Below are 23027 nucleotides of genomic sequence, written 5' to 3'. Positions count from 1 at the left end.
TATAAAACACTTTGGGGATTATGTAATTGACTTACAGAAAATTCCCCGGCCAATAGAAGAAACAATCCCTTTATAAGCTCAATAGGTCATAGTTGGAAATAGAAGTAAGGCTATGGCCTATTTTTACACGTATCTCGGCTGTACCCCTTCTTTATGCAAAAATATATTTTCAAACAAAAAAACCTTTATAAAAGAACACAAGTTCCCAAACCATAAGAACAACCGTTCTTTTGATTTAGGGAGGAATAACAGTGTATGACTATTCTATCTTACCGAAATGAGAATAAAGTTTGATTAAAACATCACTCTTACTTCATTTACTTTCTTCCACATTTAGAGCAATCCATAAACCATTTAAATCAAAATATGCTAACTTTCTACCTTTTACTAATAATTTCGCTTGAAGTATATTTTGATAAAACTCAATAGCCTTCTCTAGATTTGTAACTGAAAAACAAATGTGGTTAATACTTTGTATCATGTTCCATTCTCCTTGTTAATTAATTAAGTTACATATCCCAATATAAGTAAAAAGACATTTTACTACTAGGAGTATAAACTTATCACCAGCAAGCTAAGGAAAGAAATAAGCTGTCCATATAGGCAGCTTATTTACATAAAATTCGTTATTGGAATTTGATTAATATCAGTTCATTTGTTTTTCGAAAGGAATTATTTTGTTCGTTCAAAGATAATATCAAAGTAATTCGCGTACCCTATAGTTTGGGGACAAATAGTTGATTTTATAGGGGGAAAACCTGTAACTAAAGCCTAATATAGGTGTTTTTGTTTAAATTTTGCTTAATTCTCACCGGTAATTAACTAAAAATTTAGGAATCGTTATATAATCAATTTAATTTAAAATTAGGAGTGATTAAATTGCCAGATATGATAAACCTCGTTCTTTTCATCATTATAGCGATTAATACTGTTTTTTATTTAATAAAAGAATTTCAAAAACCTGAGAAAAAGTACTTTGGATTTCACTAGCGTTTTTAGTTCTTTTCTGGGCTATAGGAAGCATATCGACTATCATAATCTAATAGGGTACCACCACATCGCTATCAAGCTAATTCAACAGAATCCCCCTAAAATGGAAATTAATAAAGATAGAGTTTTGGTGAAACAAAGATGGAGAAAGACAAAAGATACAAAGGGTTGGTTATGTGATATCTGTCAAGACCTTACGGGTAGTAGAAAAAGACTATAAACCTGAAGTATGTTGTAGCGGTTACGAGTGTGGATGCTATGGTATGCCAAACAATCCAGTAGTATGCAAGAAGTGTATCAAACAACATACTTTTAAATCAAAACTAAATCTAAGAAAGAACTCAAAACGAGGTCTTCATAAACGTAAAATAGATGTGTATCTTCCTTAAAGGAGGGGGATGATGTATTTTTATAAGGAGTCAAGATGGAGTAAGTTTAAACGTAAGAGTAACTCCTTTGGAAACTGGTTACTGGAAGTAATAGACTTCATTATAAGCGATATCATATGGAATTTCATCTTCAAAGGTTTCTTTAGACTAATAGGTTGGGTGTTTTGGGGTATTGGAAAGGTGTTAAAACTTCTAATAGAAAGCATATTCGATTAAGAAAGAAGAGATAGTTATGAAAACTAGTGAAGAAACGCATTGGCAAAGGTTTAAACGTAAGAGTAAATCCCAGAAAGAGTGGTTAAAGAAAGTATATGAATTTTTTATTAATGAACACGTATGGGATGCTATCTTTAAAGTGCTCCTTAAACTAGTATGGGCAGTAAAAGGTATGGGAAAAAGCTTGAAACGGGTAATAGAAAACATATTCAATTAAATTAAGAAAGATAGGGTATTGCAATGGAAATGAAACAGATTGGTAGTAAAGGGAAACTTGGTATAGTTGTTATGGGAACAGGTAGAACAAATTTAGCATTCAATTGTTCCATTTCACATTAAAAATAAATTAAAATTTTGTCTCTCTATTCTTTCATACTTTCCTCATACTGTCCGGCAAGTTTATAAAATGAAGAACGTTTGATACCATACTTTTTCATGGCTCCTACGGCTGTAATCGAGGCGAATTTCCATCCCTTGTAAGCATCTTCTGTTATTTCGGCAGGTGGGGACGACCTAAACGTTTACCTTGTTTTTTGCAAGGGCAATTCCTTCAGCTTGACGTTGTTTAATATCAATGCGCTCTTTTTCTGCAAAAGCTGATAATATTGTAAGGGTTTCTTTTTGAATTGCACTCTCTATGACATCATTTATACTTTCTCCAGTGTAATTGGCGTTAATATATGGTTCCTTTTTTCTATGCAAAATAAAAAAAGCAGCCGATTCGCTACCTCTCCATGTTCATCCACCCCACGGTAATTTTTAATTTAAGTATTGAAATTCTCTAAATCTCGATGTATTATATTTTTGTATTTTCTCAGTTCCTAAGCCGAGAAAACATCATCACTTCTGAAAGGAACCGAACTCCAGCGGTTCCTTTTTATTTACTTGAACTCATTTTCAAATTATTGTATTATATTTTCGGGTCTTACTTATATAAATCATTATCAGGAGAATCTGCAGGTTTGCAGGTTCTTTTTTTGTTAAATAAAAAAAGTAGTGAACCTATCACTTTAATTAATCAACTTTAAATCATTATCTACACTATAATATTTATAAAAATTATAAACATAGGTAAATAAAGAAGAATGTAGCATTTTACCGAAAAACTTATATATATAAATTTTGCTTTTTATTCATCTACTTTTCAATCCCCCTATTTACAATGATTTGAAAGTATACTTTTATATATATTTTTATGCTATCAATAAAAATATAGTAAATTCAATGTTTAAGGGGAAATGAAAGTAAACTAAAGAATAATAATTTACATTAGATATCTTTAAAAAGTGTTAAAAAAACGACCTTTAATCAATCCTTTTTTCTAAAACCACAGAAAAGATAAGTACTATAGTTAACACCATAATAAACCTTACTTCACTTCCATCACTTACAAAAAATGAATACAAAGTATAAATTAAAATTAATATTCCATAAATAATTTTGTACAATGAACTTCCACCTTTTCCTATATATATTTTAGTATAAAAGTTTAATTCAAGTCCTAGATCAAAATAAAAATAAAAAGCACCTGTGATATACACAAAGTGCTTTTCTCTTGTCAATTTATCTATTTTCACTATAATTATCTATTTTCTTTTTATAACTCAAACTTCTTAGAACCGTACTTTTAGCTTTTTGCAATTCATTTTATTTATATGGAATATGTTTTTATCTGTCTGTACATCTTCAACATTTTCTCCATCTACTAATGATCTCCTGTACTTAAAAGCGTGCCCTGTTAATACTGTTGTAACCCCCTCCTTTTGTTTGATTACTTGTATCATAAAACAAGTATCTGAAGTTTATATGTAGTCTATCTAGAGTCTATGTAAATTAAAAAAATTTCTAACAAACTGTTTGTATTGTAACGTTACCACCAAAACTATTGCTCTAAACACCATAATTTGAAGAAACAGTACCCTATGTTCTAATCCTCAATTCCTCCTACAGCTCTATGTTGAGTAAAACTAGTTAATCCCTATAATATAAAAAGAGCATCCTTTTTTGGATGCTCTTCGTTATAACTATATATTATTTAATTTTCTTCATTTGTTGGTACCATTTTTCCTTCTTGAGAATCCGTACCTGTACCTTCTGATTTTTCAACAGTTTTTGCATGTTTTCCAGGTTGTGATTCTGTACCTCCATTTGTTTCTACCATTTTTCCTTCTTGAGAATCTGTACCTGTACCTTCTGTTCTTTCAACAGTTTTTGCATGTTTTCCAGGTTGTGATTCTGTACCTTCTTTTGTTTCTACCATTTTTCCTTCTTGAGAATCTGTACCTGTACCTTCTGATTTTTCAACAGTTTTTACATCTCCTTTAGATGCTGGCACTGCATCTTTAGGTAAATCAAAGTTTTGTGAGGAAGACGTTGTTCCATCTGCACTCTGTGTAATTACTTGATTTAAATTTTCATTTGACTTTAAATTGTCCGTTTTCGCGTCATCTGCACCTATTGCACCACCCGCTAATAATCCTGTACTTAAAAATGCTCCTGCTAATAATGTTTTAATCATTTTTCATTACCTCCTGTTTATTTGTAATATTCATCAAAAAAAGTATCTAAAGTTAATGTTTTAGTCATTATCTTTATCTACTTGCTTTTTGATTACATTTAGCATAAGACAAGAATCTATAGTTGATATGGACTGTATCTGGAGATTATGTAAAGAAAAATAGATGATCAATTGTATATCCTAATAGATGCTTAGACAAGATTAACATTTTATATGAGTTTGATAGTTGAATTACCCTTTGTTTTTGATCGTAAGGTTTATGGATGGGGTAAAGCCTATTGTGGACCTAATCTTTTCTAATTTGAAAGTAAACTTTTGAGTTTGGAATCATTTATAACTAATTTTGTAATAAATTTCTCAATGTAGATATACTTGTAATTATGGTTTTAATATTCAAAATTAACAAAAAATAAATTATAATAACAATATGATAGTTATCCTTTTGTTTACTCCTTGTGCTAAAGATAAGATTGTGTTCCCGATCTTATCTTTTTTCTTTGTAGATTTTTGATACAAAGAAAGAATCCTTATAATAAGGATTCTGCAACAGGAAATAACAAAATATAAATAATAAAAAGAATTACTTATATTATAGTTAATATAGTAATAGTATAATATCGAGAAATATTTACATACATCCAGTATGTATTACGTAGCAATTGTAGAAATGGCTTGTTTGTAGACTAGCTGTTGCTTACTATAAATTGTGTCTAAACGTACAATTTTCTTTTTTTGATATGGTGACCCCATGCCCATCAACTTAAAAATGTTAACTCCCCCCAAGAGTAAAAAACGCTATTTGTTTTTGATATTCGCGAGAAAATTTGTGAATTTTGCTATAATGAAATGAAATAGTTATTTTTCTTAATATTAGGAATTATGTTTGCGAAGGGAGAATTGTTTTTGAATAGATATGTCTATCACGCTCCAAAAATTAAAACTTCAAGCAAATTAGTAGATGTGCGAAATGAAGAAAATGAAGTTGTATTAAGGTTTAAAAGGTCATATAAAAATTTATTTATTTATTAAACTTTTAGATTCTTTTCTTTTAGAAGGAAGTAGTTTTGTAAAGTTTGACACATATTCTGTTCGTGGAGAATTAAATTATAGAGGAATGAAAAAGTTATCGAAGGTAGGTAAAACAGAATACTATATAGAAAATTATAAGGACCATAGTACATATCAAATTACATATACGAGTTTACAAATTGTTGCACCAGAACTCTTAATTAAGTTGGCTACTGAAGAATATGTAGTAAAACATACTCCAATGGATTGGGCTAAATTTTATTATAAGGGAAAAGAAGTCGCTCGTTGGAAAATGAAAACAACCGAGTTGTTTAAGACATATTTAGAAATTGATGAAGATTCACCTATTCAGGATCCGGCGTTTTTTATTTGTCTATTTCAATGTATTCTTTATGTGGGTTAGTATTGATTAAATTTTTAGATAAACTATTATTAATATTGAATGAATCAAGAAGTAGCGATATTTTGACCCATCCATATACATAAAGCGACTAAATCTTTTGCTTGGTACTTACTGCTTCGTTGTACGAAACCAACATTTCTAGCAAGATTCCGTAAGGTATTTGGAGATAAAAAACGTTGAATCTCTTGAGCAAATAATTGTAATTCATCAGACACAGAAACAGACATAAAAAACGCCATCCTTTCCTATGATTCTACAGAAAGAATAGCGTATTTTTTCATATTAAGAAAATTTAGTCTTGTTAGCTTAATAGTGATGAGGTAGTACCAACAAAATGCGAATTTTGTAATCTAAGAAAAATTCGTATCCAATAAAACCTTTCTGTAAGGTTCATTCCCTACAACTTCATTTAGAAACTTATAAATTTATTATTTTTATCTTTATTTACTCACAAAATATCCAATTGTATAGATAATCCATAAGTGGGCCGGATAGAAAATATAAAACATATATTTTGTGAATGCATTATTTACACCACGCTCTCCATTGTATAAAAAGAAGAATGGTAACGCAAATACCATCATCCATTGGTTGCCATAACCAAATAAACCCATATCTGTAAAGAGTTCTCCAATCATAAATAACGTCGGAACATCTGATAATGAGAGTAATACATATGTGATAATTAACCACATTTTCTTCTCTCTAAAGAAATAGAAAATTAAAGTCATTGTTACACCAAAAATACTTGCCTCTGTAAACATCCCTAATAACGCTACAATAATTATAGCTGGAATTCCTAGTAGATAATTTTTTGTGCACTTTATATAATCAATCACACATAATAACACTATTCCAAACCCAAGCGAAAAGAAAATATTATTGTGGAGTCCACTTTCTCTTGGGAGCATATACTGAATTAGTGCTGAACCCGCAAACATAATCGCTGCCCATATAAACACACGCGTAGCATACTTTTTACGATTTCGTGTATAGAAAAATCCTTCTACTACAAAATAGAAGAAAATTGGTCCGACAATACGTCCTGGATGATGCATCCACATTGGCATACCTGGAATGTAAGTATACACGTGGTCAATGACCATAAGGACCATTGCAAAAATCTTTAATTGAAAAGCATTTAACCTCATAAAAATATAAAACCTCCACTTTATATATTACTTAAATACTATTAGTCCTCTAGGAAAACTATATTGTTTCTTACATCAACGATATACTTATATAAAGTTTCTATAGTAAGAGCATCTCTTATTTATCCAAGGGGTTCTTTTTCATGAAAAGAACCCCTTGAAAAGTATAATTTTAGGTATACTTTCTATGTTATTTTTAGATCAAGCACCTATATTATTAGAATCATGCATTGTTAATTCATAAGTTTTTTCAAATAACTTCGTCGAATGATGAAAAAGCTTATAACAAATAGCAATAAAAATATTCCTACACCTATTGCTGTGACTCCATAAAGTGCTGATGAAAAATGGTTACGCATTGCAAGCATTATTCCACATAGAAGAATAGATGCAAGTGTAAACGGGACAAAAATTAAAGTTGCCAACTCTTTAGTCACAACAGCAGCTAATTCTTTCACAGAAAAGCCAAGTTTTCGGATTCCTGTATATTTCTCTTTTTCTTCTTCAAATGACGTTTGCAGGTAGAAATAAAGAATACTCATTGCCGCGCTCAAGAAAATAAGGCTCAACATGAAACCGATAAAGAATAGAAGACTCACTGTAGTTTTTTCAGTCTCGTAAAAATTAATTTTAGAAGAAATCAGGCGCTCATTTGGTATTGTTGAAATTTTGGAAAGAATCGTTTCGGATAAGTCGAGCTTTTCTGTCCAATTATCAATTTCATAAGCAAATACTTTAAATACAGGATAGTCAATAGTTTCATAAACAGCATCTGGGACGATATAGTACATCTTTTGGAAACCTGAAGTTAAAATATTTCGTTTCTCAAGGCCCGCATATTTAAGTTTTCCTAACGGGTAGTCACGAATAAATTCTATACTTGGAAGAGCATAGTTATTTCCTGCTGCAACATAGTATTCATCATCCTTTAGTGAAATTGCCTTATGAAAACCAAGAGCATTATAATTTGAAACCGACATAAAGCCAATATTATTATTTTTATCTGTTTTAAATGCAGAATAATATGCATCGTATTTACCTTGTTTTGCTAATGCATTTTCAATAAATGAAATATCTTTCTTTTCAACTTCAGGTGTATTACCTGAGAGTGAGATATATTCAAAGCTGTACGGATCTATTGATTCTGCCCTCGTATTTATATTGTAATAGGAACTGTACAGTACATTTGTACATAAAAATACACCTAGCAACAAGATTGTTAATAAATAGATAAGATGGGAATGTGAGCGACCTTTGGCCTTTATGTTCGAAACGTAAAGCATATTTGTTTTTTTGTAATACGACGGTCGTTTTTGTAATACATGAATCGATACAAACATTCCCTGCGTGATAATAAAATATATGGCTAATAGTGAACTAACAAATAGTAAAATGTAATGGATGGTTCCAGATGATTCAACCCAATTCATTTCTAATATGAGCGATAGTGCTAAGAATACGCTTGTAATTACTGATAGTAACAACTTCCATGGTGCAGGCACAATTAACTTTTCCTGTGTTACATCTGCTTTTAACAGATGTACAGCTTCTTCTTTGTTAATAAAACGTGTGATAAATTTAGAAACGATACAGAATAAAATTGCAAATAAAATAATAGTTAATGCGATAGCTTGTATTGGTATATACATACCAAAGCTATTTACTTGTAACACCCTTTTGGTAATCATTAAAAACAACGGGGCGATTACAAGCCCAAGCACAATCGCTTTTATAATCGCTACACTAGCAATAAGCATATTTTCTCTGAACACCATCTTACGCACTTGCTTCATAGATGCTCCAGTAATCATAAAAATGCCAAGACTTTTTGTTTTCTTTTTCAAAAACGAAAACATCGAATAAATGATGAAAACGAATGAGAAAATATACACAATACAACTCGTAAATATCATTACAAGGCTAAGTGTGCTTCCTGTTTGAATGCTCGCTAACATAGGATGAAATGCTACAATCGAAAATAAGAAAAATATCAAAATGGAAAATACACTACTTAAAAAATAAGAAATATATGTCCATTTATCGCGCAAAATGTTTTGAAGGACAATATGATTAAAACTCATGCTGTCCACCACCTAAAAATGTAAGTGTGTCCATGATTTCTTGATAAAACTTCTGTTTATTATTGCCTCGATGCACCTCATTATAAAGAATACCGTCTTTTATAAAGATCACACGGTGTGCAAAACTAGCAACATAGGCATCATGTGTCACCATTAAAATAGCTGTGTTAAAGTTCTTGTTAATTGACTCAAACAATGTCATAACATCATTTACCGCTTTAGAATCTAGGTTTCCAGTTGGTTCATCAGCTAATAATAATCCTGGTTCATGAATGACAGCACGAGCAATTGCCACACGCTGTTTCTGTCCACCTGAAATTTCAAATGTACGTTTCTTTAAAATTTCTTTAATTCCTAAAAAAATTGCAACTTTCTCTAAACGTTTGCTCATCTCCTTGGCTTCTACAGAATCAAGTACCAAAGGTAATAAAATATTTTCCTCTACTGTTAAGGTATGAACAAGATTAAAGTCTTGAAAGACAAACCCTAATTCTTTGCGACGAAACTTCGCTAGTTCATTATCATTTAATTCATACGGATTTTTTGAATTAATTGTAACTGAGCCATTAGTTGGGCTATCGATTGTTGAAATGCAGTTAAGAAAAGTTGTTTTCCCACTACCGGAAGGCCCCATTACCGCAACAAACTCATTCTTGTTTAAATTAAAATCAATACCTTTCAATGCTTGATAGGAAATTTCTCCTGTATATACTTTTTGAAGCTCTTTTACATTTAAAATGGTGTTTAACATCAGTACTTCACTCCTTTATATCTTTCAGTATTTTAGTATAAATATGCTTGTTACTTCTTAACATCTCTCAATGTGACAGCAAGATGACAAAATTGTCACATTCAAAACGGCTACCTTATTTGGTAGCCGTTTCTATACTTCTTGAGAAATCTATTGTAAATGTTGTTTCATTATCTTTAGAATGTAGGTGGTATGGATGATTTAATGTAGTAAGGATACTTTTTACTAAATAAAGACCGATACCAGTTGCTTCCCCTTTTATACGTCCTTTGGTTCCTGTGTAAAATAAGTCAAAAACACGTTTTATTTCACTTTCAGGTATCGTTTCTCCTTTATTTTTAATGAATAACTTTCCATTTTCATAATGAATCATAATAGCCGAGTGCTTTTCTCCGTATTTAACTGCGTTACTTAATAACTGGTAAACCACAACCTTTAGCCATTTACGATCTGAATAAAGCAATATATGCTCCGGTATAGTGCTTTTAGGAAAGATTTCTTCCTCGATAAAATAATCCCTTAAATCGTTAATAACTTCCTGTACAATAAGTTTTAACGGGATTGGTTCTATTTTTAAATCTGCTAATAATTTAGTAGAGCGACTATACGTTAGTAACTGATTTAAAGAGAAGTTCAGTTTATCACATTCAACTTTTACTTTTTGCCATTCTGCAAGGGAATTGGGTTCCTTAAATTGATTGGACTGTATAAGCAGTTGAATAACAGAAAGTGGCGTTTTCATTTGATGAACTGCATGAGAAATCATTAATTGCTGATTATGTAAAGAACTCTTATATTCTTCTTCTTTTGATAAAAATAAGGATTGAATATATTGCAACTGTGATGCGTATGCTTTTTCGTATGAAGCAATAGGCTGATAAATCATAAGACTGTCCGTATGGATGTTCTTGTTCTCAATATGTGCATACATTTTTTTACGACGTAAATAACGACAAAAAAGTAGTATGATTAATAGAGAGAAGGCTAGAAATATAAAATAGGTATAATGATTTTCAAAACCATCTAATCGATGAATCACAATTGGTAAGCTAATAAATGTAATGATATACAAAATAATAAAGCTCATATGGTCTTTTAAAAATAACTTCATGTGAGTTTCTCCGTTAATTGATAGCCAATTCCTCGAATAGTTTTAATTTCTAAAGTAGAATGAATGGCTTCTAATTTCTTTCGTACTCTTGCAATATTTACTGTTAAGGTATTTTCCTCAACAAATTCTTCCTCATCCCAAATGGCTGTAAGTAGTTGCTGTCGTGTTACAACATTAGGATACGCTTCAAAGAACATTGTACATAGCTGGAGTTCTTTTATTGTTAATAGCTCCTCCTGATTAGGTGTGCATAATCGTACAGTGTCCATGTTTAAAGCTGTATTTCCTATTTTTATAATTTTCCCCTGTACATTTCTTGCATATTCGCCATATATACGACGAATTTGTCCATTAATTTTTGCAAGTATCACTCCTAATAAAAAAGGTTTAGTAATAAAATCATCAGCCCCATTTTCAATGCCATACACTTGATCTGCCTCACTCATACGAGCAGAGAGAATCACAATAGGACAATTTGATATTTGTCTTATTTTACGGGACCAATAATAACCATCAAAAGCAGGAAGGGTAACATCCATTATGACAAGGTGGGGTTGAAAGTCTTGAAAAATTTCTAATACCTTTTGAAAATCTTCTACAACGAGGCAATGATATCCATATTTTTTAAGATGGTTTTTTAGCGTATATGCTATATTCATTTCATCTTCAACAATCAATAATTTATACATTTCATCCTCCGAGTTATTTATTAACTTTGTCTCATATCTTAATTTTAAACCATTATTGCTTTTGCTCAAAATAAAGGTAGTCTTATACTATATGGGGTGGCACCAAATGTCCATCAACTTAAAGGGTTTATAACACCAAAAAATGAAAAAATCGACTTTTTTAATACAAATTAGCACAAAATTTCGTTTTTGGGGTACTTCAAAACCTTAGCTTGATGGGCATGTAGTGCTCCCTCATGCCCATCAACTTAAGTAAACAAATCCACCCCAAAACGGGAAAATTGATATCTTCAGGTGAGAATTTTCCCGTTTTGGGAACGTTATAAAATTTTTAAGTTGATGGATGTGGGGAACCCCACATCCATCAACTTAAAAATTCAAAATAGGAACTTTGATTTGTCTTGCAATCCCATCAAATGATACCTAGCCTTTTATGAAAGTCATGTTCCTCAGATCGTAGATTTGTCATTGTCTATCTCCACAATTCTGGACTTAATTCCTAGAGAATATATGTATACTAGTGGTGCTCAAGAAAAAACATAGTATGTCTTCCCTACTTTATAAATCCTTTAACATTTCCTGTACTTTCTTCCATGTTTTTCATCAATTCGAAGTCTTCCGCACTTTGAATATCCTCACCAATGACCATAATTATAAGGAGTCTAAATTTTGAAGAAAACAACAAAAATAGTGTAAATAAAAGCTACATACTATTTTTGTTGTTTTCTTTTTTAATCCGTATAAATTTGTTAATTATTAGAAGCATTTAATGTATTATACTTTTTTCGTCCTTTAATTTCCGCCGGCTGGGCACCAAGCCAATAAGTTGGAAAAGCAGTCCCTTCAGTAACACCCCCATCACGATGCATGTAATAACGCTCATCATGGTTAGCTTTAAAGTTTCCTCCAAGTGCAAGTTCCACCCACTCTGCACCAAAACGAAAAATTTCTGCAGCTACTCCACCAAGTGGGTGAAATTCATTCTCATAGACGCGTATCTCCTTTGGTGCTTCTACAAACTCATAAAGACTTAATGCTTCTTCCAAACGGGTAAGTTCATCAAATTCTCCTATTCCCATGAAGACTGGACAAGTAATCTTTGGTGCCAATTTCCACAAATTCATCTGGCTACTCAATTCGTTTTCAAAAGCAACTTCATCAGTGTAACCAGACATGTACATAAAATTTGCTTTGAAACTGGGCTGCGCTCTGTTAAAGATGGTATCAAATTCACCATATACACCTTCAAAAGTCGCTATAGCGTTTATACGATTATCTCTCGCAGCAGCTCGCATCCCCCAATACCCACTCATACTGATACCAAAAAATCCAATCCGCTTTGGATCAACCTCAGGCCGTTTTAATAGAAAATCGATATAACAACTAACGGCGCGTTCGTAATTAGTCAAATCGACTTTTAGACCTTCAGATACAGATTCACCTTGACCCGGTCCTTCAATTGATAGAGCTACAATACCACGAGACGTATAATAACGTTGCGCAATCTGTATATAGTCTTCCTTAATCATATCCATACCTGGACCTAATATTACTGCTGGTGCATTGTGAACTTCACCTGAGGGCAAATGAAGTAGTGCATATATCTGTTTGCCTTCAAATTCTAGTACTATACGTTGTACTGTTCCCCCTCCAAGTGATGAAATAGCTGCCACACATTCGTTACAGCGCTCTCGAAATGCCAATTTTCGTGGATCATCATTAAAATATGAGTATTGTGCACGTCCCCACATAACAGCAGCTCGCTGATATAGATCACGAGCAGTAACAGTGAATCCCTTTTGTTCATAATGTTTTGCACGTTCTTGGGCCTGAGAAGCAACCGTGGCCCATGCTTTTGGTATCATTGCTCCACTCTTTACTTGTGAAAAAACTTTATCAAAATCAGTGTGGTCGTGCCCTAACTGTTCCATAGTTGCCTTTGCTTCAGGATGCAAAGCATCAAACCCACCAAGTGCAAGAGCTATATCTAAAGCCCATCCTTGAGATTGTGAACGTTGAGTCATAATAATCATCCTTTACATTTTAATTAAGTACTTAACTATTAAGTACTTAATTGAAATAATGAAGTATAATATGTACTTTTGTCAAGACCATAAATAAAGGCGTTTTATTATTTTATTGATGATTTAAAGTGAGCATATATAATATTGCTTGAAAAATGAATAGCCAGATTCTACTTAATTTGACTCTACTCTTTTTCATATGTTAATGTTAACTTCATATAATTAAGTACTTAGTTAATGAGAAAATGGTGATGTTATGACAAATTCTTCAAATAAGTTAACTGCGATAGACGAACTTAGTCAGGCTATATATAGTTTGACTGCAGCCGATGGACGTTTAAGAGGGCGAGCTACTCGTACATTAGGGGCAGTTTCAATGGTCCATGCTCGAACCCTTAAAGTATTAGCTGAAGAAGGCGAATTGTCAGTCAAAGAATTAGCTGATCGAGCAGAAACTACCGCCGCTGGTATTACTCAATTAATCAATGGATTACAACAGGCTGGTTACGTTGAGCGTGTTCGTTCAAATAACGACCGGAGAGTTGTCAATGTCCAACTTACGCCTAGTGGTTTAAATTGTCACTTAGAAAGAGAGAAAAAACTAAAACATATTCTTAATGCGAACCTTTCAGATTTTGATGCAGAGCAAATCGAGAAATCCTCTGAAATAATTAGATGTCTAGTTCATGTACTTGACCAACTATAAGAGTATTCTAAAGCTTTCTTGAGTTTTTAGAACTAACACATCGTTATTATGCTAAAATTTTATAGTAACCCCAGAACGAAATCTTATGTTAACTTGTAACAATAAAGCACATTTTTTCGTTTTGGGTTATTTCAAAATATGAGCTGAATGGGCATGTACAGTGGCCTCTACTTAATTATTAGAAAAACATTATTTTTTAATTGTATACACGCTAATTATGTTGATTTTCCGATGCCCCCATCATAATGAATTTCCTCTTTTTATCAGTATTTGTAGGTAAAGAGGGAGCCAGGCACAAAAACAGGTTGTGGAGAAAGTCTTCTTCACAACCTGAGATTAAGTGATATATCCAAATATGACCTGTTCTTTTAACTATTAAGTCTTTTATAATCTGCTATAGTCGATATAACTAGAGTCATAATAAATCCACTGCCCTGTTCCAATTCTTAGCCAGCCGTTCTTTTCTTCATATACTGTAACTTTTTCGCCTTTACTTGTCTTTCTAACAATAGAATAGTTTGTACCTGATCCGCTTCGAACATTTACCCCAATACCATTAATTTGAGCCGTTCCAATTACCTTTTCAACACTACCATTTTCAATTACTTGTAGCATATTTAAAATGAATGTTGCTGTTTCACCACGAGTTGTTGTTCCTTTAGGATCGTATTGATTGTCACCCTTACCTCTTACAATACCTAGGCCATACAGTCTTTGTACGTCTTCTTTATAAATAATTTGGTCTTTGTCTGAGAATGGTAGGTTTACAACTGGTCCCCATATACCTTTATACTGTAAAGCCTTGTTTACAATAATTGCTGATTCTTCTCTTGTAATAGGTGTGTTTGGGTCAAAATAACCATCACCTCTACCTAGAATAATACCTGCACTTGCAGCACGTTTAATACCATCTCGTAAAGTTGAGTTTGCATCGTTTAGATCTTTAAATGAAGCATCTCCAGCTGGCAGGTTTAGAGATTTAGAGATTAATTGAGCAAATTCGGCTCTTGTTATCGCTCTATTGGGTGCGAAAACTCCGTTTCCTTCCCCTATCATAATACCCCTTCTATTTAACTCTCGTATAGCTTCTTCATACCAACCTCCAGTAATGTCATCTTTTGGTTGATAAAGATTATTATAATACCCACCAACACCATTTACGAATGCATCCCATTGTCCATTATTAATCATATTAGCAGGACAGATTTTACCACTCCATTTTTGGTGTTTTACAATGTTATTTAACGGTACACCAGTTTCTTTCATTAAATAAGCTACAAGTTTCTTAGCATTCTCTACCGCTTTACTATAGTTACCGTCACTATTAACTGCGATTTCAATTGCAATAGATTCTCTATTACCTGGACCATCACCGTCTCCTGCGTGCCATCCGTTCTCGTTTAATGGTAGGTGTTGATAAATCTCTTTATCGTCTACTGTAAAATGCCAAGATGCAGCTCGGTCTGTGTTGCCTACTGCTTGGTTATATAGGTATTGAGCGTGGTTTCTAGCACCTGCTCCTACACTTGTATTATCAGTCTCATGAATTGTAATGTACTTTGGACTCATGTAGTTTTGAGGACGAATATTATCGTTACCTGCTGGAACAATCCATTCAGTGAATGGAACACCATTTATTGTACTAGAGGTGCTAGGTGATATGGGAGTCAGACTTCGTTTTGTTCTGTTTGAATTGTTAGGAACAGTTAATGTACCTGTTTCTTCATGAATACCTTCTGAACGTTGAAGACTATCTACTTTCTTATTGTCGACAGTACCTCCACCACGTCCGTCTACCTCTTCAAAACTAGCTTCAATACTTTTTAAAGCCTGTTCATCTGTTGTTTGAAGTTGGTCTGTGTTACCTTGCACTTGAAGGCTTGTAGATTGCTTATTGTTTACTGATTGTTGTTCCTCTGCAAACGATACCAATGGTGAAGATAATACCGTTAATCCTGCCGTGAATGCTACTACTTTTTTATTAAATTTAATATTCATTTTGAATTTGGCATATCTTACTATCTTAATAGATATACCTTCCTCCTTGTACTTCTTTTAGTCTAAATAATAGTGTGAATAATCATAGCCTGACCCTCAAATATAATGGATTAATTTTCCACTCCATATGATAAACCGAAATCTTTAAGTCCTACTAGATATATCAGTATTTCAGAATTATAACACAACACAATTGCAAAAATATAATTAAAAAACATAAATAATTTTTAATGTATAAAACGATTCTGTTGCAAAAATTCCAAGACTCTTTCAAGTAATATCCTAATCTTGAACACTGATATGTATGACTCTAAAAAAGGTGCGTGATTAGTATGGAAAAGGAAAATTTGTTTAAATGGAGGCATTATCGGCCTGAATTAATCCAATTAATAGTAAGTTTGGTACCTATGGCACAATTTGAGCTTCCGTAACCTGATGGTATGCGACTTAAACAACAAAAGTACATGAATAACATAGTAGAACAAGAGCATTGCCTAATTAAGAAGCAATGCTCTTGTTCTATGCTAGTGTTCAAATATTTTGACACATCTACAACTATTCATTCTGATTAAGGGTGGCACTATTAAATGAAACAATACCGTCATTCTATTAAGCAATGTGGCATAACACAAAGTATGTCTCGCAAAGGAAACTGTTATGACAATGCCGTTATTGGAAATTTTTTCGGTATCATGAAATCGAAATTTCTGTATCGAAAAGAATTTGAAAGTATAACACATTTCAAACAAGAATTAGCAAAGTATATAGACTACTATAATCATAAAAGAATAAAGACAAAATTAAAGGGTATGAGCCCGGTACAATACCGGACCTAGAGGCTGCCTAATGAAACGACTTGTCTAACTTTCGGGGGCACTTCAGGGTTTACCGTACCCATCAAACTAATTAAAATAGGTACACTAAAATGATTAGAGACCCTAATTTATTTACACAGGTTAGAAACATCAGGCTATTTTTAAAGACTTTAGGATTATTGAATAAACAGTAAGAAATGGTTTAAGCCAGTATTTTATTCTTCACTAATAAAGGGAGCAATTATTTTTTTTTCACAAGAAGATAGCACGATATTCGTTGAAGGCGTACCATATTGCATTGTATCATCAATAAATTGCTCTAAACTTTCTACAGAATATGTTGCTATTTTGACAATATAGCTAATTTCCCCTGCTACTCTGTAACATTCAAGTACATCTGGATGGTTATAGCAAAAGTTAGCTAATGATTTACAATCCTTTGTCTTAAACAAAATAAGTGCAGAAATTGGGCGATTCAATTTTTTTAGAGAAACATGTGCATGATATCCTTCAATAATTTGCTGTTCCTCTAACTTCCGTACGCGCTCAGTTACTGATGGAGAAGATAAGTGAACGTATTCTGCTAAATCCTTCATTGAAATTTTTGCATTTGACTGTAATAATTCCACGATTTTTTTATCAATCTGATCCATAAATTATCCAACCTTTTTTTATAAACTAGAATAAATGAAATTCTTTATATAATAAAGCTAAACAATCAAATTTCCTTGTTCAACTTATGTATCAGCCTACTATCTTTATATAAAATTAGGATAGAAGGAGGCGATTTTCAATATGAAAAAGATTTGTTTATTATTAGCTGACGGATTTGAAGCAGTGGAAGCGAGTGTATTTACTGACGTACTAGGCTGGAATAAATGGGAGGGTGATGAGTCCACCGAGGTCGTAACAGTTGGTCTTCGAAAAAAATTAACCTGCACCTGGAATTTTACTGTCATACCAGAAAAAACGGTTGATGAAATTCAATTAGACGAGTTTGATGCATTAGCTATTCCAGGGGGATTTGAAGAAGCTGGTTTTTATCAGGATGCATACAGTAATGAATTCTTACATGTTATTCAACATTTCCATGCCAAACAGAAGCCCATTGCCAGTATCTGTGTAGCATCTTTAGCACTCGGTAAAAGCGGAATCCTTACAAATAAAAAAGCCACCACTTACAGTCATCCAACAAGTAGACGAAAAGAGCAGTTAAAGAACTTTGGTGCTATCGTACAAAATGATTTAATTGTTCAGGATGGAAATATTATTACATCTTCAAATCCAGGTACAGCTTTTGATGTTGCCTTTTTATTACTTGAAATACTAACATCTAAACAGAACGCTACACATGTAAAGGATCTTATGGGATTTTAGGAATATCTCATCAATAAATAGGTAATTTGTAAATTTTTGAAGTTTATCATTAGTTATGTGGTAAACATCCATGCTCTAGTTCTATGTGTCGAACCAATGGGAAGTCTATCTTCAAATTCACTACATAAGCAATTATAATAGTATATAGTTTACATATTAGAATATCTAGTAGCAAAAGGAGACATACAATTCATGTTAGACACGATTTATACACCACTTATTTTAGGTATAGTCTTTCTACTTTTATATTTTACAGGAAAAAGAGAAGATAGAATGATACTCTTCTTATCTTTCATTTTCCTGATCGATTTCGTAAGCCGTGCCATTGAAGAATCTAGTTTTAGAGGTACAAATGTAGATGCATTTTGGAAATTACTGCATATTATGCTGACATTTATCTTATGTGTACTTGTATTCCGTGATTTCCAAAAATCGTGGAAGAAGCGGAAAGAAGCGAAGAAGAAGATATAAAGCGTTGATGTATCTAAAAAGAGAAAGGTATTCCATCCAAAAATATGGAATACCTTTTTTCTGTTACGAATGTGTTTCTATTTTTTGGAACCATACACCGTAAGAAACCCCAGAAAATGCATAATATCTGCATGTATAATATTTTTAAACACTGTCAGCTGCTCCCCCGTAAAGGGGTACAGTTCCCTAAATGCAATTAATTTCGGGTATTTGTCTTTTTAAATTACCTCATGTAATTGCTGTATTTATTTTTGTGAATAATGTTATTTTACTCCTCTATTCCCTTCTGTTCTAGCGTTCTCCCAAGTCGCATCATCCATGACTATAATAAAGTTATCGGGATCAACGTATAAAGTAACTTCGCAGACTTCTAAAATAGGAGAAAAACTTAACTTTTCTTGAAATAAGAACTCTAGGTACATTTTTGTTTCCACCGCATTGCCTGTATGAATGAATTTATTGTCTTTCACAATATCAACCATCATTTGCATCTATTGTAGTAACTTTTTTATTCGTAAATATAGCCAATTCGCATTCTATTCCATAAACGTAGTTATTAATCAAGATTCATTCATAATGTCTCTTACTGCTATGATTTTATGCTTCTTGTAATCTTTCAAATATAAAAATATTAGTTCCCCTCTTTGGTACATATACGGAATGTTGTGACCTTTAGTGCCTGCTTCTCTTGATAGGGCATAAATAAGTAATCTTGTAATGTACCTTTAAAGACCTGAACCCCATTTGAGTATGCGATAACTGTTTTATCAAAATTTGACGACGTAAGTGTAGACATTAGGTTTTTCAGCTTATTTGTTCACTCCTGTTTTCCATTCAGATTTTGTAATGGTCCCGTCAGAGTTGTATGTAATCTCTAATTGGTCATAACCACTCTTATAGATATGCTTCGTACTCGTTCCGTTCGGCTCAGTAACATCTGTCCAAGGTAGGTTACTATCATCTATCTCACGAAAGTTCACACCCTCCTTCGCTATTTGTAACATATCCTTACTAGCCCATCTTGAAAGCTTTGGCTTAATTAGTTCTTTGTATGTTTCCTGCGCTTCTGAACTTCCTAGAGAAGTGAGATTCGCATATACTTTCTTTTCTCGGGCTGCATATTGCTCCTCTTTGAGTGTTTCCTCTTCAGATTTCTCTGGCTCCGTATTTTGAATCGGCGTTTCTTCCTCTTTCTCAACAGGCTTTTCTTCAGCGCTATCTACTTCTCCATATGTTTCTTCAGGTGGATTTTCTATAGCATACAGCTTAGCCTTCAGCTTGTCGTAATCACTTACTAGGTCATCATACTTTTCGGCTAATTCCATTGACTTTTCTCGATAAAGTTCTACTTGTGACGATAATCTATCGTTTTTTTGGTTATAACAAGATGTTAACCCAAAGAATAGGAAAACGACTGCCCCATACTTTGCAACTGTCTTTCCTTTAATAGATTGTACTTTCTCAGCAATTGTAGATTTCTCTGATTTCATAATTTGTAATCTTTCCCCCTAGTTACTCAATAATCTATTTATAATAATTTAGTTACATGTAAAATTTTACATAACTAGACATCGGATGTCCAGTTGACTATTCTAGACAATTAGTCCTTTTTTTGTTTAAATAAATAATATTTCATTACATCATAGACAACAATATCTTCTTGCTCGTTGTTGCTATCCAGTCACTTATTCATGTGTTACCAATTCTTTATTGATTAGCAATTGCTTATAATTTCTTGGTATTACCCCGCAATAACTTTGTGCATTCAGAAAGAGATTTCTTTTCTCCATTTTCTCTAATTCAGATTGTAATTTATCAAGGTCAACTTGTTTTTCTTCTAATTTTTGATACACTTTATGCTGCATAACCTGCGCAATTTTTTGGAGCTGGTAATATGTATCATTCCAGATATTCGCCCACAGATAGAATTCTTCTCTTGTTTCATCCGTTAAATATGAACTATCCACTAAACAAGGAAGTAGTTCATCTTCACCAAATAAATGATACACGGCACAAGCTGGTTGCTCTCCTTTATCTGATACAAAAATAACAAGACGATCTGTTGTTTGTACATAATGAGAAAATGGTACACCTTCTAATACTACTGGTTCTTCATCAGAAATACGCTGAATGGATACATCAGGAAATGCCTCCATTATGGATTGATTTTGATACAGTTCATTGTAATATTTATGTACTAGGTAAACTATTTCCTGCATATGTTGACATGATGCCTGTAATGTACTCATAAATTCCTCCGTTTTCTGCATTATCATTATTCCTTATATAGATATATAAGTATACTTTGATATAAAAGGTATATCATTGTAAATTTATTCTGCCAATCAGCTTATCTAACTATTTGGTACTTATATAGCACCATCTATTATGTACTTCTGTTACAGTTAGAAAAAAGTAGATTCTTTTCATTTATTACACCTTATGAAGCAAACTCAATTATTATATATATTATAAGATAGAAAAACAACAGAATTTTCATAAAGAACTCAAAAATTTTATTATTTAGGGAGAACAACATATTCGTAGAAGCAAAATAAATACATTGAGAGTAGCTTCCTTTTCTAAAAGTATGTACTAAAAAGGAAAAGAAAGACTAATATGAATTGGTCAATAAGACCTAAATATGTTTACAATCCCACTGTTTTAGAAATGCATCTTTGTAAATTGAGAGGTAAAGGGGAATACATAATGACAGAAAATCGGGTTAGATTAAATGGAGGTTTTCATAACGATATTTTTCATAACAAAGAGCACAACAGCGTAGTCAGGATTTCCCCAAAAAGTAAAACGAAAGAGATGGTAATGCAAGAAATAGAGTGGATGGGTTTTCTACATGATAAAGGTGTACCTGTTCCAAAGGTTATACTCCCATTAGTATATGAAGGAGAACGAGTTAAGACAAATTTTGAATATATTCCAGGCGATTCAATTGATGTTAAAAATAAATCACACTGGAATGAAGTAACTTTTAAACAATTTGGTAAAAGTTTAGGGAGAATGCATGCAATATCAAAAATTCACAAATTTGAAAGCATACACCGTCCTGCTTGGCGTAATGATAACCCTGATGTCTTTAATATTAGAGAAAATCTAATTCCGTGGATTGGCGAAAAATATGATAAGTTACTTAACAGTCTCAAAGCCTATAACATAACGCCTGACAATTTCGGCCTTATCCATAATGACTATCATCAGGGAAACTTAATTATGAACAAGAAAGGATTTATAACCATTATTGATTTTGATGATTGTTCTTACAATTGGTTCGCACAGGATCTTGCAGTAGCTTTCTATCATGCTTATTGGCAGCACGACTCCTACAATGGCAATACACATAATTTTTGTGATAGTTTTATGCGTAATTTCTTTAAGGGATATAAAATGGAAAATAGTCTACATAAGGTTACAATCAAACAAATCCCAATCTTCTTGAAATTAAGAGAGATTTATTTATATCAACTATTTAAACAATCATGGGATACGTATCATTTAGAAGCATGGCAAGAGTACACCATACAAAATCTAGAAACAAAAATTAATAATGAAACTCCCTATGCTGGTATTCATGATTTTTCTATTTATTTATAATGCCCTAATCATATTTCATTTTATCAAAACAGAACATGAAAACGAGTGTTGAACTCCCGCCACAAGTTTTTTCAGTAAAAGTATTAGCAAAAACCTTGTTAGGATTTCTCACTTCTCTTACATACCTACATTTTTATGGGTTTTTTTAGAAAATATTTGAAATATAATACAGTTGATTATATTATTATGTGTGTAAGATTTCTAGTTTTGAAAACTTTGAAGTTAATAGGGGGAAACAATAATGAAGTTAGGAAAATTAGCATTAATTGGTGTGTTAACTTTCAGCGGTTTTACTGCAATAGAAATGAGTAAGCCTACCTCACATGCAGCTGCAGCTTACTCAGATCCACTTAATGATGATTGGGGATTTAAAACCATTATGGATTTACAAAATTCAGATGAAAGTACATATCAACCTGATTGGAAGATTGGAAATTTAATTACAGGTGATACATTTTACTTAACACAGCACTTTGGTAGGGAACATTTTGGTGCACAAATGAAAATTTTTAAAGTGCACACAAATGGTACCCTAGAACGATTCCAAACAATAGAACCAGAGTTTATTCCTGGAACAGAAATTTGGCAAACCCCTATCACAGATAGCTATACAAGCGGTACTTATGTCGCTGCAATTAAATATCGTGGTGAATTCACGTATTCAAATCAATTTACAATCAATTAAGGATGTAAACACAT

24 protein-coding genes and 7 pseudogenes are annotated in these 23027 nt (G+C 32.5%); 12 read left to right on the top strand and 19 right to left on the bottom strand.

Features of this window, described 5'->3' with window-relative positions; all coding sequences use genetic code 11:
- Window positions 1-322 precede the first annotated feature (322 nt).
- A pseudogene (locus tag AC22L0_RS26830) lies at window positions 323-481 on the bottom strand (VOC family protein); the annotation flags it as partial.
- 910 nt (window positions 482-1391) lie between these two features.
- Here AC22L0_RS26830 and AC22L0_RS26825 point away from each other — a divergent pair.
- Together AC22L0_RS26825 and AC22L0_RS26820 are read left to right on the top strand one after the other, a co-directional pair.
- Window positions 1392-1595: a hypothetical protein gene (locus AC22L0_RS26825; protein ID WP_087964739.1), complete on the top strand. Its 204-nt coding sequence runs from the start codon at window positions 1392-1394 to the stop codon at window positions 1593-1595.
- 16 nt (window positions 1596-1611) lie between these two features.
- Entirely contained in the window at window positions 1612-1812 is a 201-nt protein-coding gene (locus tag AC22L0_RS26820; protein ID WP_087964737.1) for a hypothetical protein, read from the top strand.
- A 145-nt stretch (window positions 1813-1957) separates the two neighbouring features.
- On the opposite strand, the pseudogene AC22L0_RS26815 reads toward AC22L0_RS26820, so the two are convergent.
- The 5 genes and pseudogenes from AC22L0_RS26815 to AC22L0_RS26795 form a co-directional block, all read right to left on the bottom strand.
- Window positions 1958-2285: pseudogene (locus AC22L0_RS26815) on the bottom strand (recombinase family protein); the annotation flags it as partial.
- A 614-nt stretch (window positions 2286-2899) separates the two neighbouring features.
- The gene (locus AC22L0_RS26810; protein ID WP_139894745.1) at window positions 2900-3172 is read right to left on the bottom strand and encodes a hypothetical protein; all 273 of its coding nucleotides are present in this window, start codon (window positions 3170-3172) and stop codon (window positions 2900-2902) included.
- Window positions 3173-3192: 20 nt separating this feature from the next.
- Window positions 3193-3386: pseudogene (locus AC22L0_RS26805) on the bottom strand (histidine kinase).
- Between the two features lie 244 nt (window positions 3387-3630).
- The gene (locus tag AC22L0_RS26800; protein WP_139849763.1) at window positions 3631-4113 is read right to left on the bottom strand and encodes a hypothetical protein; all 483 of its coding nucleotides are present in this window, start codon (window positions 4111-4113) and stop codon (window positions 3631-3633) included.
- 648 nt (window positions 4114-4761) lie between these two features.
- Complete coding sequence (locus AC22L0_RS26795; RefSeq protein ID WP_107888466.1) at window positions 4762-4863, bottom strand: RNA chaperone Hfq; 102 nt, start codon at window positions 4861-4863, stop codon at window positions 4762-4764.
- 129 nt (window positions 4864-4992) lie between these two features.
- Between AC22L0_RS26795 and AC22L0_RS26790 the strand changes: the two genes are divergently transcribed.
- Window positions 4993-5142: a tubby C-terminal domain-like protein gene (locus AC22L0_RS26790; protein ID WP_422851188.1), complete on the top strand. Its 150-nt coding sequence runs from the start codon at window positions 4993-4995 to the stop codon at window positions 5140-5142.
- On the top strand, window positions 5120-5545 hold the full coding sequence (locus AC22L0_RS26785; protein WP_428004172.1) for a tubby C-terminal domain-like protein: 426 nt from the start codon (window positions 5120-5122) through the stop codon (window positions 5543-5545). Before AC22L0_RS26790 ends, AC22L0_RS26785 begins: the two co-directional genes overlap by 23 nt.
- A 47-nt stretch (window positions 5546-5592) precedes the next feature.
- On the opposite strand, the pseudogene AC22L0_RS26780 reads toward AC22L0_RS26785, so the two are convergent.
- The 7 genes and pseudogenes from AC22L0_RS26780 to AC22L0_RS26750 all read right to left on the bottom strand — a co-directional run.
- Window positions 5593-5772 (bottom strand): annotated as a pseudogene (locus tag AC22L0_RS26780) (IS4 family transposase); the annotation flags it as partial.
- Between the two features lie 213 nt (window positions 5773-5985).
- On the bottom strand, window positions 5986-6696 hold the full coding sequence (locus AC22L0_RS26775) for a TraX family protein (RefSeq protein WP_087964732.1): 711 nt from the start codon (window positions 6694-6696) through the stop codon (window positions 5986-5988).
- A gap of 233 nt (window positions 6697-6929) precedes the next feature.
- Window positions 6930-8777: an FtsX-like permease family protein gene (locus tag AC22L0_RS26770; RefSeq protein ID WP_087964730.1), complete on the bottom strand. Its 1848-nt coding sequence runs from the start codon at window positions 8775-8777 to the stop codon at window positions 6930-6932.
- Window positions 8767-9528 carry an ABC transporter ATP-binding protein gene (locus AC22L0_RS26765; RefSeq protein WP_087952319.1) on the bottom strand — a complete coding sequence of 254 codons (762 nt, stop codon included), beginning with the start codon at window positions 9526-9528 and terminating at the stop codon, window positions 8767-8769. Before AC22L0_RS26765 ends, AC22L0_RS26770 begins: the two co-directional genes overlap by 11 nt.
- Window positions 9529-9643: 115 nt before the next feature.
- A complete protein-coding gene (locus tag AC22L0_RS26760; RefSeq protein ID WP_087952318.1) occupies window positions 9644-10639 on the bottom strand; it encodes a sensor histidine kinase in 996 nt (331 codons plus the stop codon).
- Complete coding sequence (locus AC22L0_RS26755; protein ID WP_087964728.1) at window positions 10636-11328, bottom strand: response regulator transcription factor; 693 nt, start codon at window positions 11326-11328, stop codon at window positions 10636-10638. Before AC22L0_RS26755 ends, AC22L0_RS26760 begins: the two co-directional genes overlap by 4 nt.
- Before the next feature lie 749 nt (window positions 11329-12077).
- On the bottom strand, window positions 12078-13352 hold the full coding sequence (locus AC22L0_RS26750; protein ID WP_087964726.1) for an alpha/beta hydrolase: 1275 nt from the start codon (window positions 13350-13352) through the stop codon (window positions 12078-12080).
- A gap of 256 nt (window positions 13353-13608) precedes the next feature.
- On the opposite strand from AC22L0_RS26750, the gene AC22L0_RS26745 reads away from it, so the two are divergent.
- Window positions 13609-14058, top strand: a complete 450-nt coding sequence (locus tag AC22L0_RS26745; RefSeq protein WP_000185335.1) for a MarR family winged helix-turn-helix transcriptional regulator — start codon at window positions 13609-13611, stop codon at window positions 14056-14058.
- A gap of 384 nt (window positions 14059-14442) precedes the next feature.
- On the opposite strand, the gene AC22L0_RS26740 is transcribed toward AC22L0_RS26745, so the two are convergent.
- On the bottom strand, window positions 14443-16056 hold the full coding sequence (locus tag AC22L0_RS26740; RefSeq protein ID WP_139849761.1) for an S-layer homology domain-containing protein: 1614 nt from the start codon (window positions 16054-16056) through the stop codon (window positions 14443-14445).
- A gap of 332 nt (window positions 16057-16388) precedes the next feature.
- On the opposite strand from AC22L0_RS26740, the pseudogene AC22L0_RS26735 reads away from it, so the two are divergent.
- The 3 pseudogenes from AC22L0_RS26735 to AC22L0_RS26725 all read left to right on the top strand — a co-directional run.
- A pseudogene (locus tag AC22L0_RS26735) lies at window positions 16389-16494 on the top strand (IS6 family transposase); the annotation flags it as partial.
- Window positions 16488-16622 (top strand): annotated as a pseudogene (locus AC22L0_RS26730) (IS6 family transposase); the annotation flags it as partial. The pseudogenes AC22L0_RS26735 and AC22L0_RS26730, both read left to right, overlap by 7 nt.
- Before the next feature lie 6 nt (window positions 16623-16628).
- A pseudogene (locus AC22L0_RS26725) lies at window positions 16629-16892 on the top strand (IS3 family transposase); the annotation flags it as partial.
- Window positions 16893-17086: 194 nt separating this feature from the next.
- Here AC22L0_RS26725 and AC22L0_RS26720 read toward each other — a convergent pair.
- A complete protein-coding gene (locus tag AC22L0_RS26720) occupies window positions 17087-17524 on the bottom strand; it encodes an Lrp/AsnC family transcriptional regulator (protein ID WP_087967496.1) in 438 nt (145 codons plus the stop codon).
- Window positions 17525-17666: 142 nt separating this feature from the next.
- Between AC22L0_RS26720 and AC22L0_RS26715 the strand changes: the two genes are divergently transcribed.
- Entirely contained in the window at window positions 17667-18248 is a 582-nt protein-coding gene (locus AC22L0_RS26715) for a DJ-1/PfpI family protein (protein ID WP_454497131.1), read from the top strand.
- Between the two features lie 192 nt (window positions 18249-18440).
- Window positions 18441-18719, top strand: coding sequence for a hypothetical protein (locus tag AC22L0_RS26710; RefSeq protein WP_074593984.1), 279 nt, complete (start codon window positions 18441-18443; stop codon window positions 18717-18719).
- 263 nt (window positions 18720-18982) lie between these two features.
- On the opposite strand, the gene AC22L0_RS26705 is transcribed toward AC22L0_RS26710, so the two are convergent.
- The 4 genes from AC22L0_RS26705 to AC22L0_RS26690 all read right to left on the bottom strand — a co-directional run bounded on the left by AC22L0_RS26705 (window position 18983) and on the right by AC22L0_RS26690 (window position 20968).
- A complete protein-coding gene (locus AC22L0_RS26705) occupies window positions 18983-19204 on the bottom strand; it encodes a hypothetical protein (protein ID WP_176542518.1) in 222 nt (73 codons plus the stop codon).
- A 146-nt stretch (window positions 19205-19350) separates the two neighbouring features.
- Window positions 19351-19515, bottom strand: a complete 165-nt coding sequence (locus AC22L0_RS26700; protein WP_170925799.1) for a hypothetical protein — start codon at window positions 19513-19515, stop codon at window positions 19351-19353.
- Window positions 19516-19528: 13 nt separating this feature from the next.
- Entirely contained in the window at window positions 19529-20209 is a 681-nt protein-coding gene (locus AC22L0_RS26695; RefSeq protein WP_487272536.1) for a hypothetical protein, read from the bottom strand.
- Between the two features lie 195 nt (window positions 20210-20404).
- Window positions 20405-20968 (bottom strand): hypothetical protein, encoded by a 564-nt coding sequence (locus AC22L0_RS26690; RefSeq protein WP_487272535.1) that lies wholly within the window; start codon window positions 20966-20968, stop codon window positions 20405-20407.
- Between the two features lie 460 nt (window positions 20969-21428).
- Between AC22L0_RS26690 and AC22L0_RS26685 the strand changes: the two genes are divergently transcribed.
- Both AC22L0_RS26685 and AC22L0_RS26680 read left to right on the top strand, forming a co-directional pair.
- The gene (locus tag AC22L0_RS26685) at window positions 21429-22328 is read left to right on the top strand and encodes a phosphotransferase enzyme family protein (protein WP_487272534.1); all 900 of its coding nucleotides are present in this window, start codon (window positions 21429-21431) and stop codon (window positions 22326-22328) included.
- A 241-nt stretch (window positions 22329-22569) separates the two neighbouring features.
- Window positions 22570-23013 (top strand): DUF5065 family protein, encoded by a 444-nt coding sequence (locus tag AC22L0_RS26680; RefSeq protein WP_087967508.1) that lies wholly within the window; start codon window positions 22570-22572, stop codon window positions 23011-23013.
- Window positions 23014-23027: the final 14 nt, after the last annotated feature.

The sequence above is a fragment of the Bacillus sp. LQ01 genome (genome assembly GCF_057624735.1).
The sequence above is the reverse complement of the archived record's forward strand: the minus strand, read 5'-3'. Positions and strand labels throughout refer to the sequence as shown.

Excerpts from the sequence above, each read along its gene's own strand:
- AC22L0_RS26740 (WP_139849761.1), bottom strand. The coding sequence starts at position 16,056 with ATGAATATTAAATTTAATAAAAAAGTAGTAGCATTCACGGCAGGATTA.
- AC22L0_RS26695 (WP_487272536.1), bottom strand. The coding sequence starts at position 20,209 with ATGAAATCAGAGAAATCTACAATTGCTGAGAAAGTACAATCTATTAAA.
- AC22L0_RS26770 (WP_087964730.1), bottom strand. The coding sequence starts at position 8,777 with ATGAGTTTTAATCATATTGTCCTTCAAAACATTTTGCGCGATAAATGG.
- AC22L0_RS26710 (WP_074593984.1), top strand. The coding sequence starts at position 18,441 with ATGTTAGACACGATTTATACACCACTTATTTTAGGTATAGTCTTTCTA.
- AC22L0_RS26705 (WP_176542518.1), bottom strand. The coding sequence starts at position 19,204 with ATGATGGTTGATATTGTGAAAGACAATAAATTCATTCATACAGGCAAT.
- AC22L0_RS26750 (WP_087964726.1), bottom strand. The coding sequence starts at position 13,352 with ATGACTCAACGTTCACAATCTCAAGGATGGGCTTTAGATATAGCTCTT.
- AC22L0_RS26775 (WP_087964732.1), bottom strand. The coding sequence starts at position 6,696 with ATGAGGTTAAATGCTTTTCAATTAAAGATTTTTGCAATGGTCCTTATG.
- AC22L0_RS26690 (WP_487272535.1), bottom strand. The coding sequence starts at position 20,968 with ATGAGTACATTACAGGCATCATGTCAACATATGCAGGAAATAGTTTAC.
- AC22L0_RS26685 (WP_487272534.1), top strand. The coding sequence starts at position 21,429 with ATGACAGAAAATCGGGTTAGATTAAATGGAGGTTTTCATAACGATATT.
- AC22L0_RS26700 (WP_170925799.1), bottom strand. The coding sequence starts at position 19,515 with ATGTCTACACTTACGTCGTCAAATTTTGATAAAACAGTTATCGCATAC.
- AC22L0_RS26755 (WP_087964728.1), bottom strand. The coding sequence starts at position 11,328 with ATGTATAAATTATTGATTGTTGAAGATGAAATGAATATAGCATATACG.
- AC22L0_RS26820 (WP_087964737.1), top strand. The coding sequence starts at position 1,612 with ATGAAAACTAGTGAAGAAACGCATTGGCAAAGGTTTAAACGTAAGAGT.
- AC22L0_RS26800 (WP_139849763.1), bottom strand. The coding sequence starts at position 4,113 with ATGATTAAAACATTATTAGCAGGAGCATTTTTAAGTACAGGATTATTA.
- AC22L0_RS26765 (WP_087952319.1), bottom strand. The coding sequence starts at position 9,528 with ATGTTAAACACCATTTTAAATGTAAAAGAGCTTCAAAAAGTATATACA.
- AC22L0_RS26760 (WP_087952318.1), bottom strand. The coding sequence starts at position 10,639 with ATGAAGTTATTTTTAAAAGACCATATGAGCTTTATTATTTTGTATATC.
- AC22L0_RS26825 (WP_087964739.1), top strand. The coding sequence starts at position 1,392 with ATGTATTTTTATAAGGAGTCAAGATGGAGTAAGTTTAAACGTAAGAGT.
- AC22L0_RS26680 (WP_087967508.1), top strand. The coding sequence starts at position 22,570 with ATGAAGTTAGGAAAATTAGCATTAATTGGTGTGTTAACTTTCAGCGGT.
- AC22L0_RS26745 (WP_000185335.1), top strand. The coding sequence starts at position 13,609 with ATGACAAATTCTTCAAATAAGTTAACTGCGATAGACGAACTTAGTCAG.
- AC22L0_RS26715 (WP_454497131.1), top strand. The coding sequence starts at position 17,667 with ATGAAAAAGATTTGTTTATTATTAGCTGACGGATTTGAAGCAGTGGAA.
- AC22L0_RS26790 (WP_422851188.1), top strand. The coding sequence starts at position 4,993 with ATGTTTGCGAAGGGAGAATTGTTTTTGAATAGATATGTCTATCACGCT.
- AC22L0_RS26720 (WP_087967496.1), bottom strand. The coding sequence starts at position 17,524 with ATGGATCAGATTGATAAAAAAATCGTGGAATTATTACAGTCAAATGCA.
- AC22L0_RS26795 (WP_107888466.1), bottom strand. The coding sequence starts at position 4,863 with ATGGGGTCACCATATCAAAAAAAGAAAATTGTACGTTTAGACACAATT.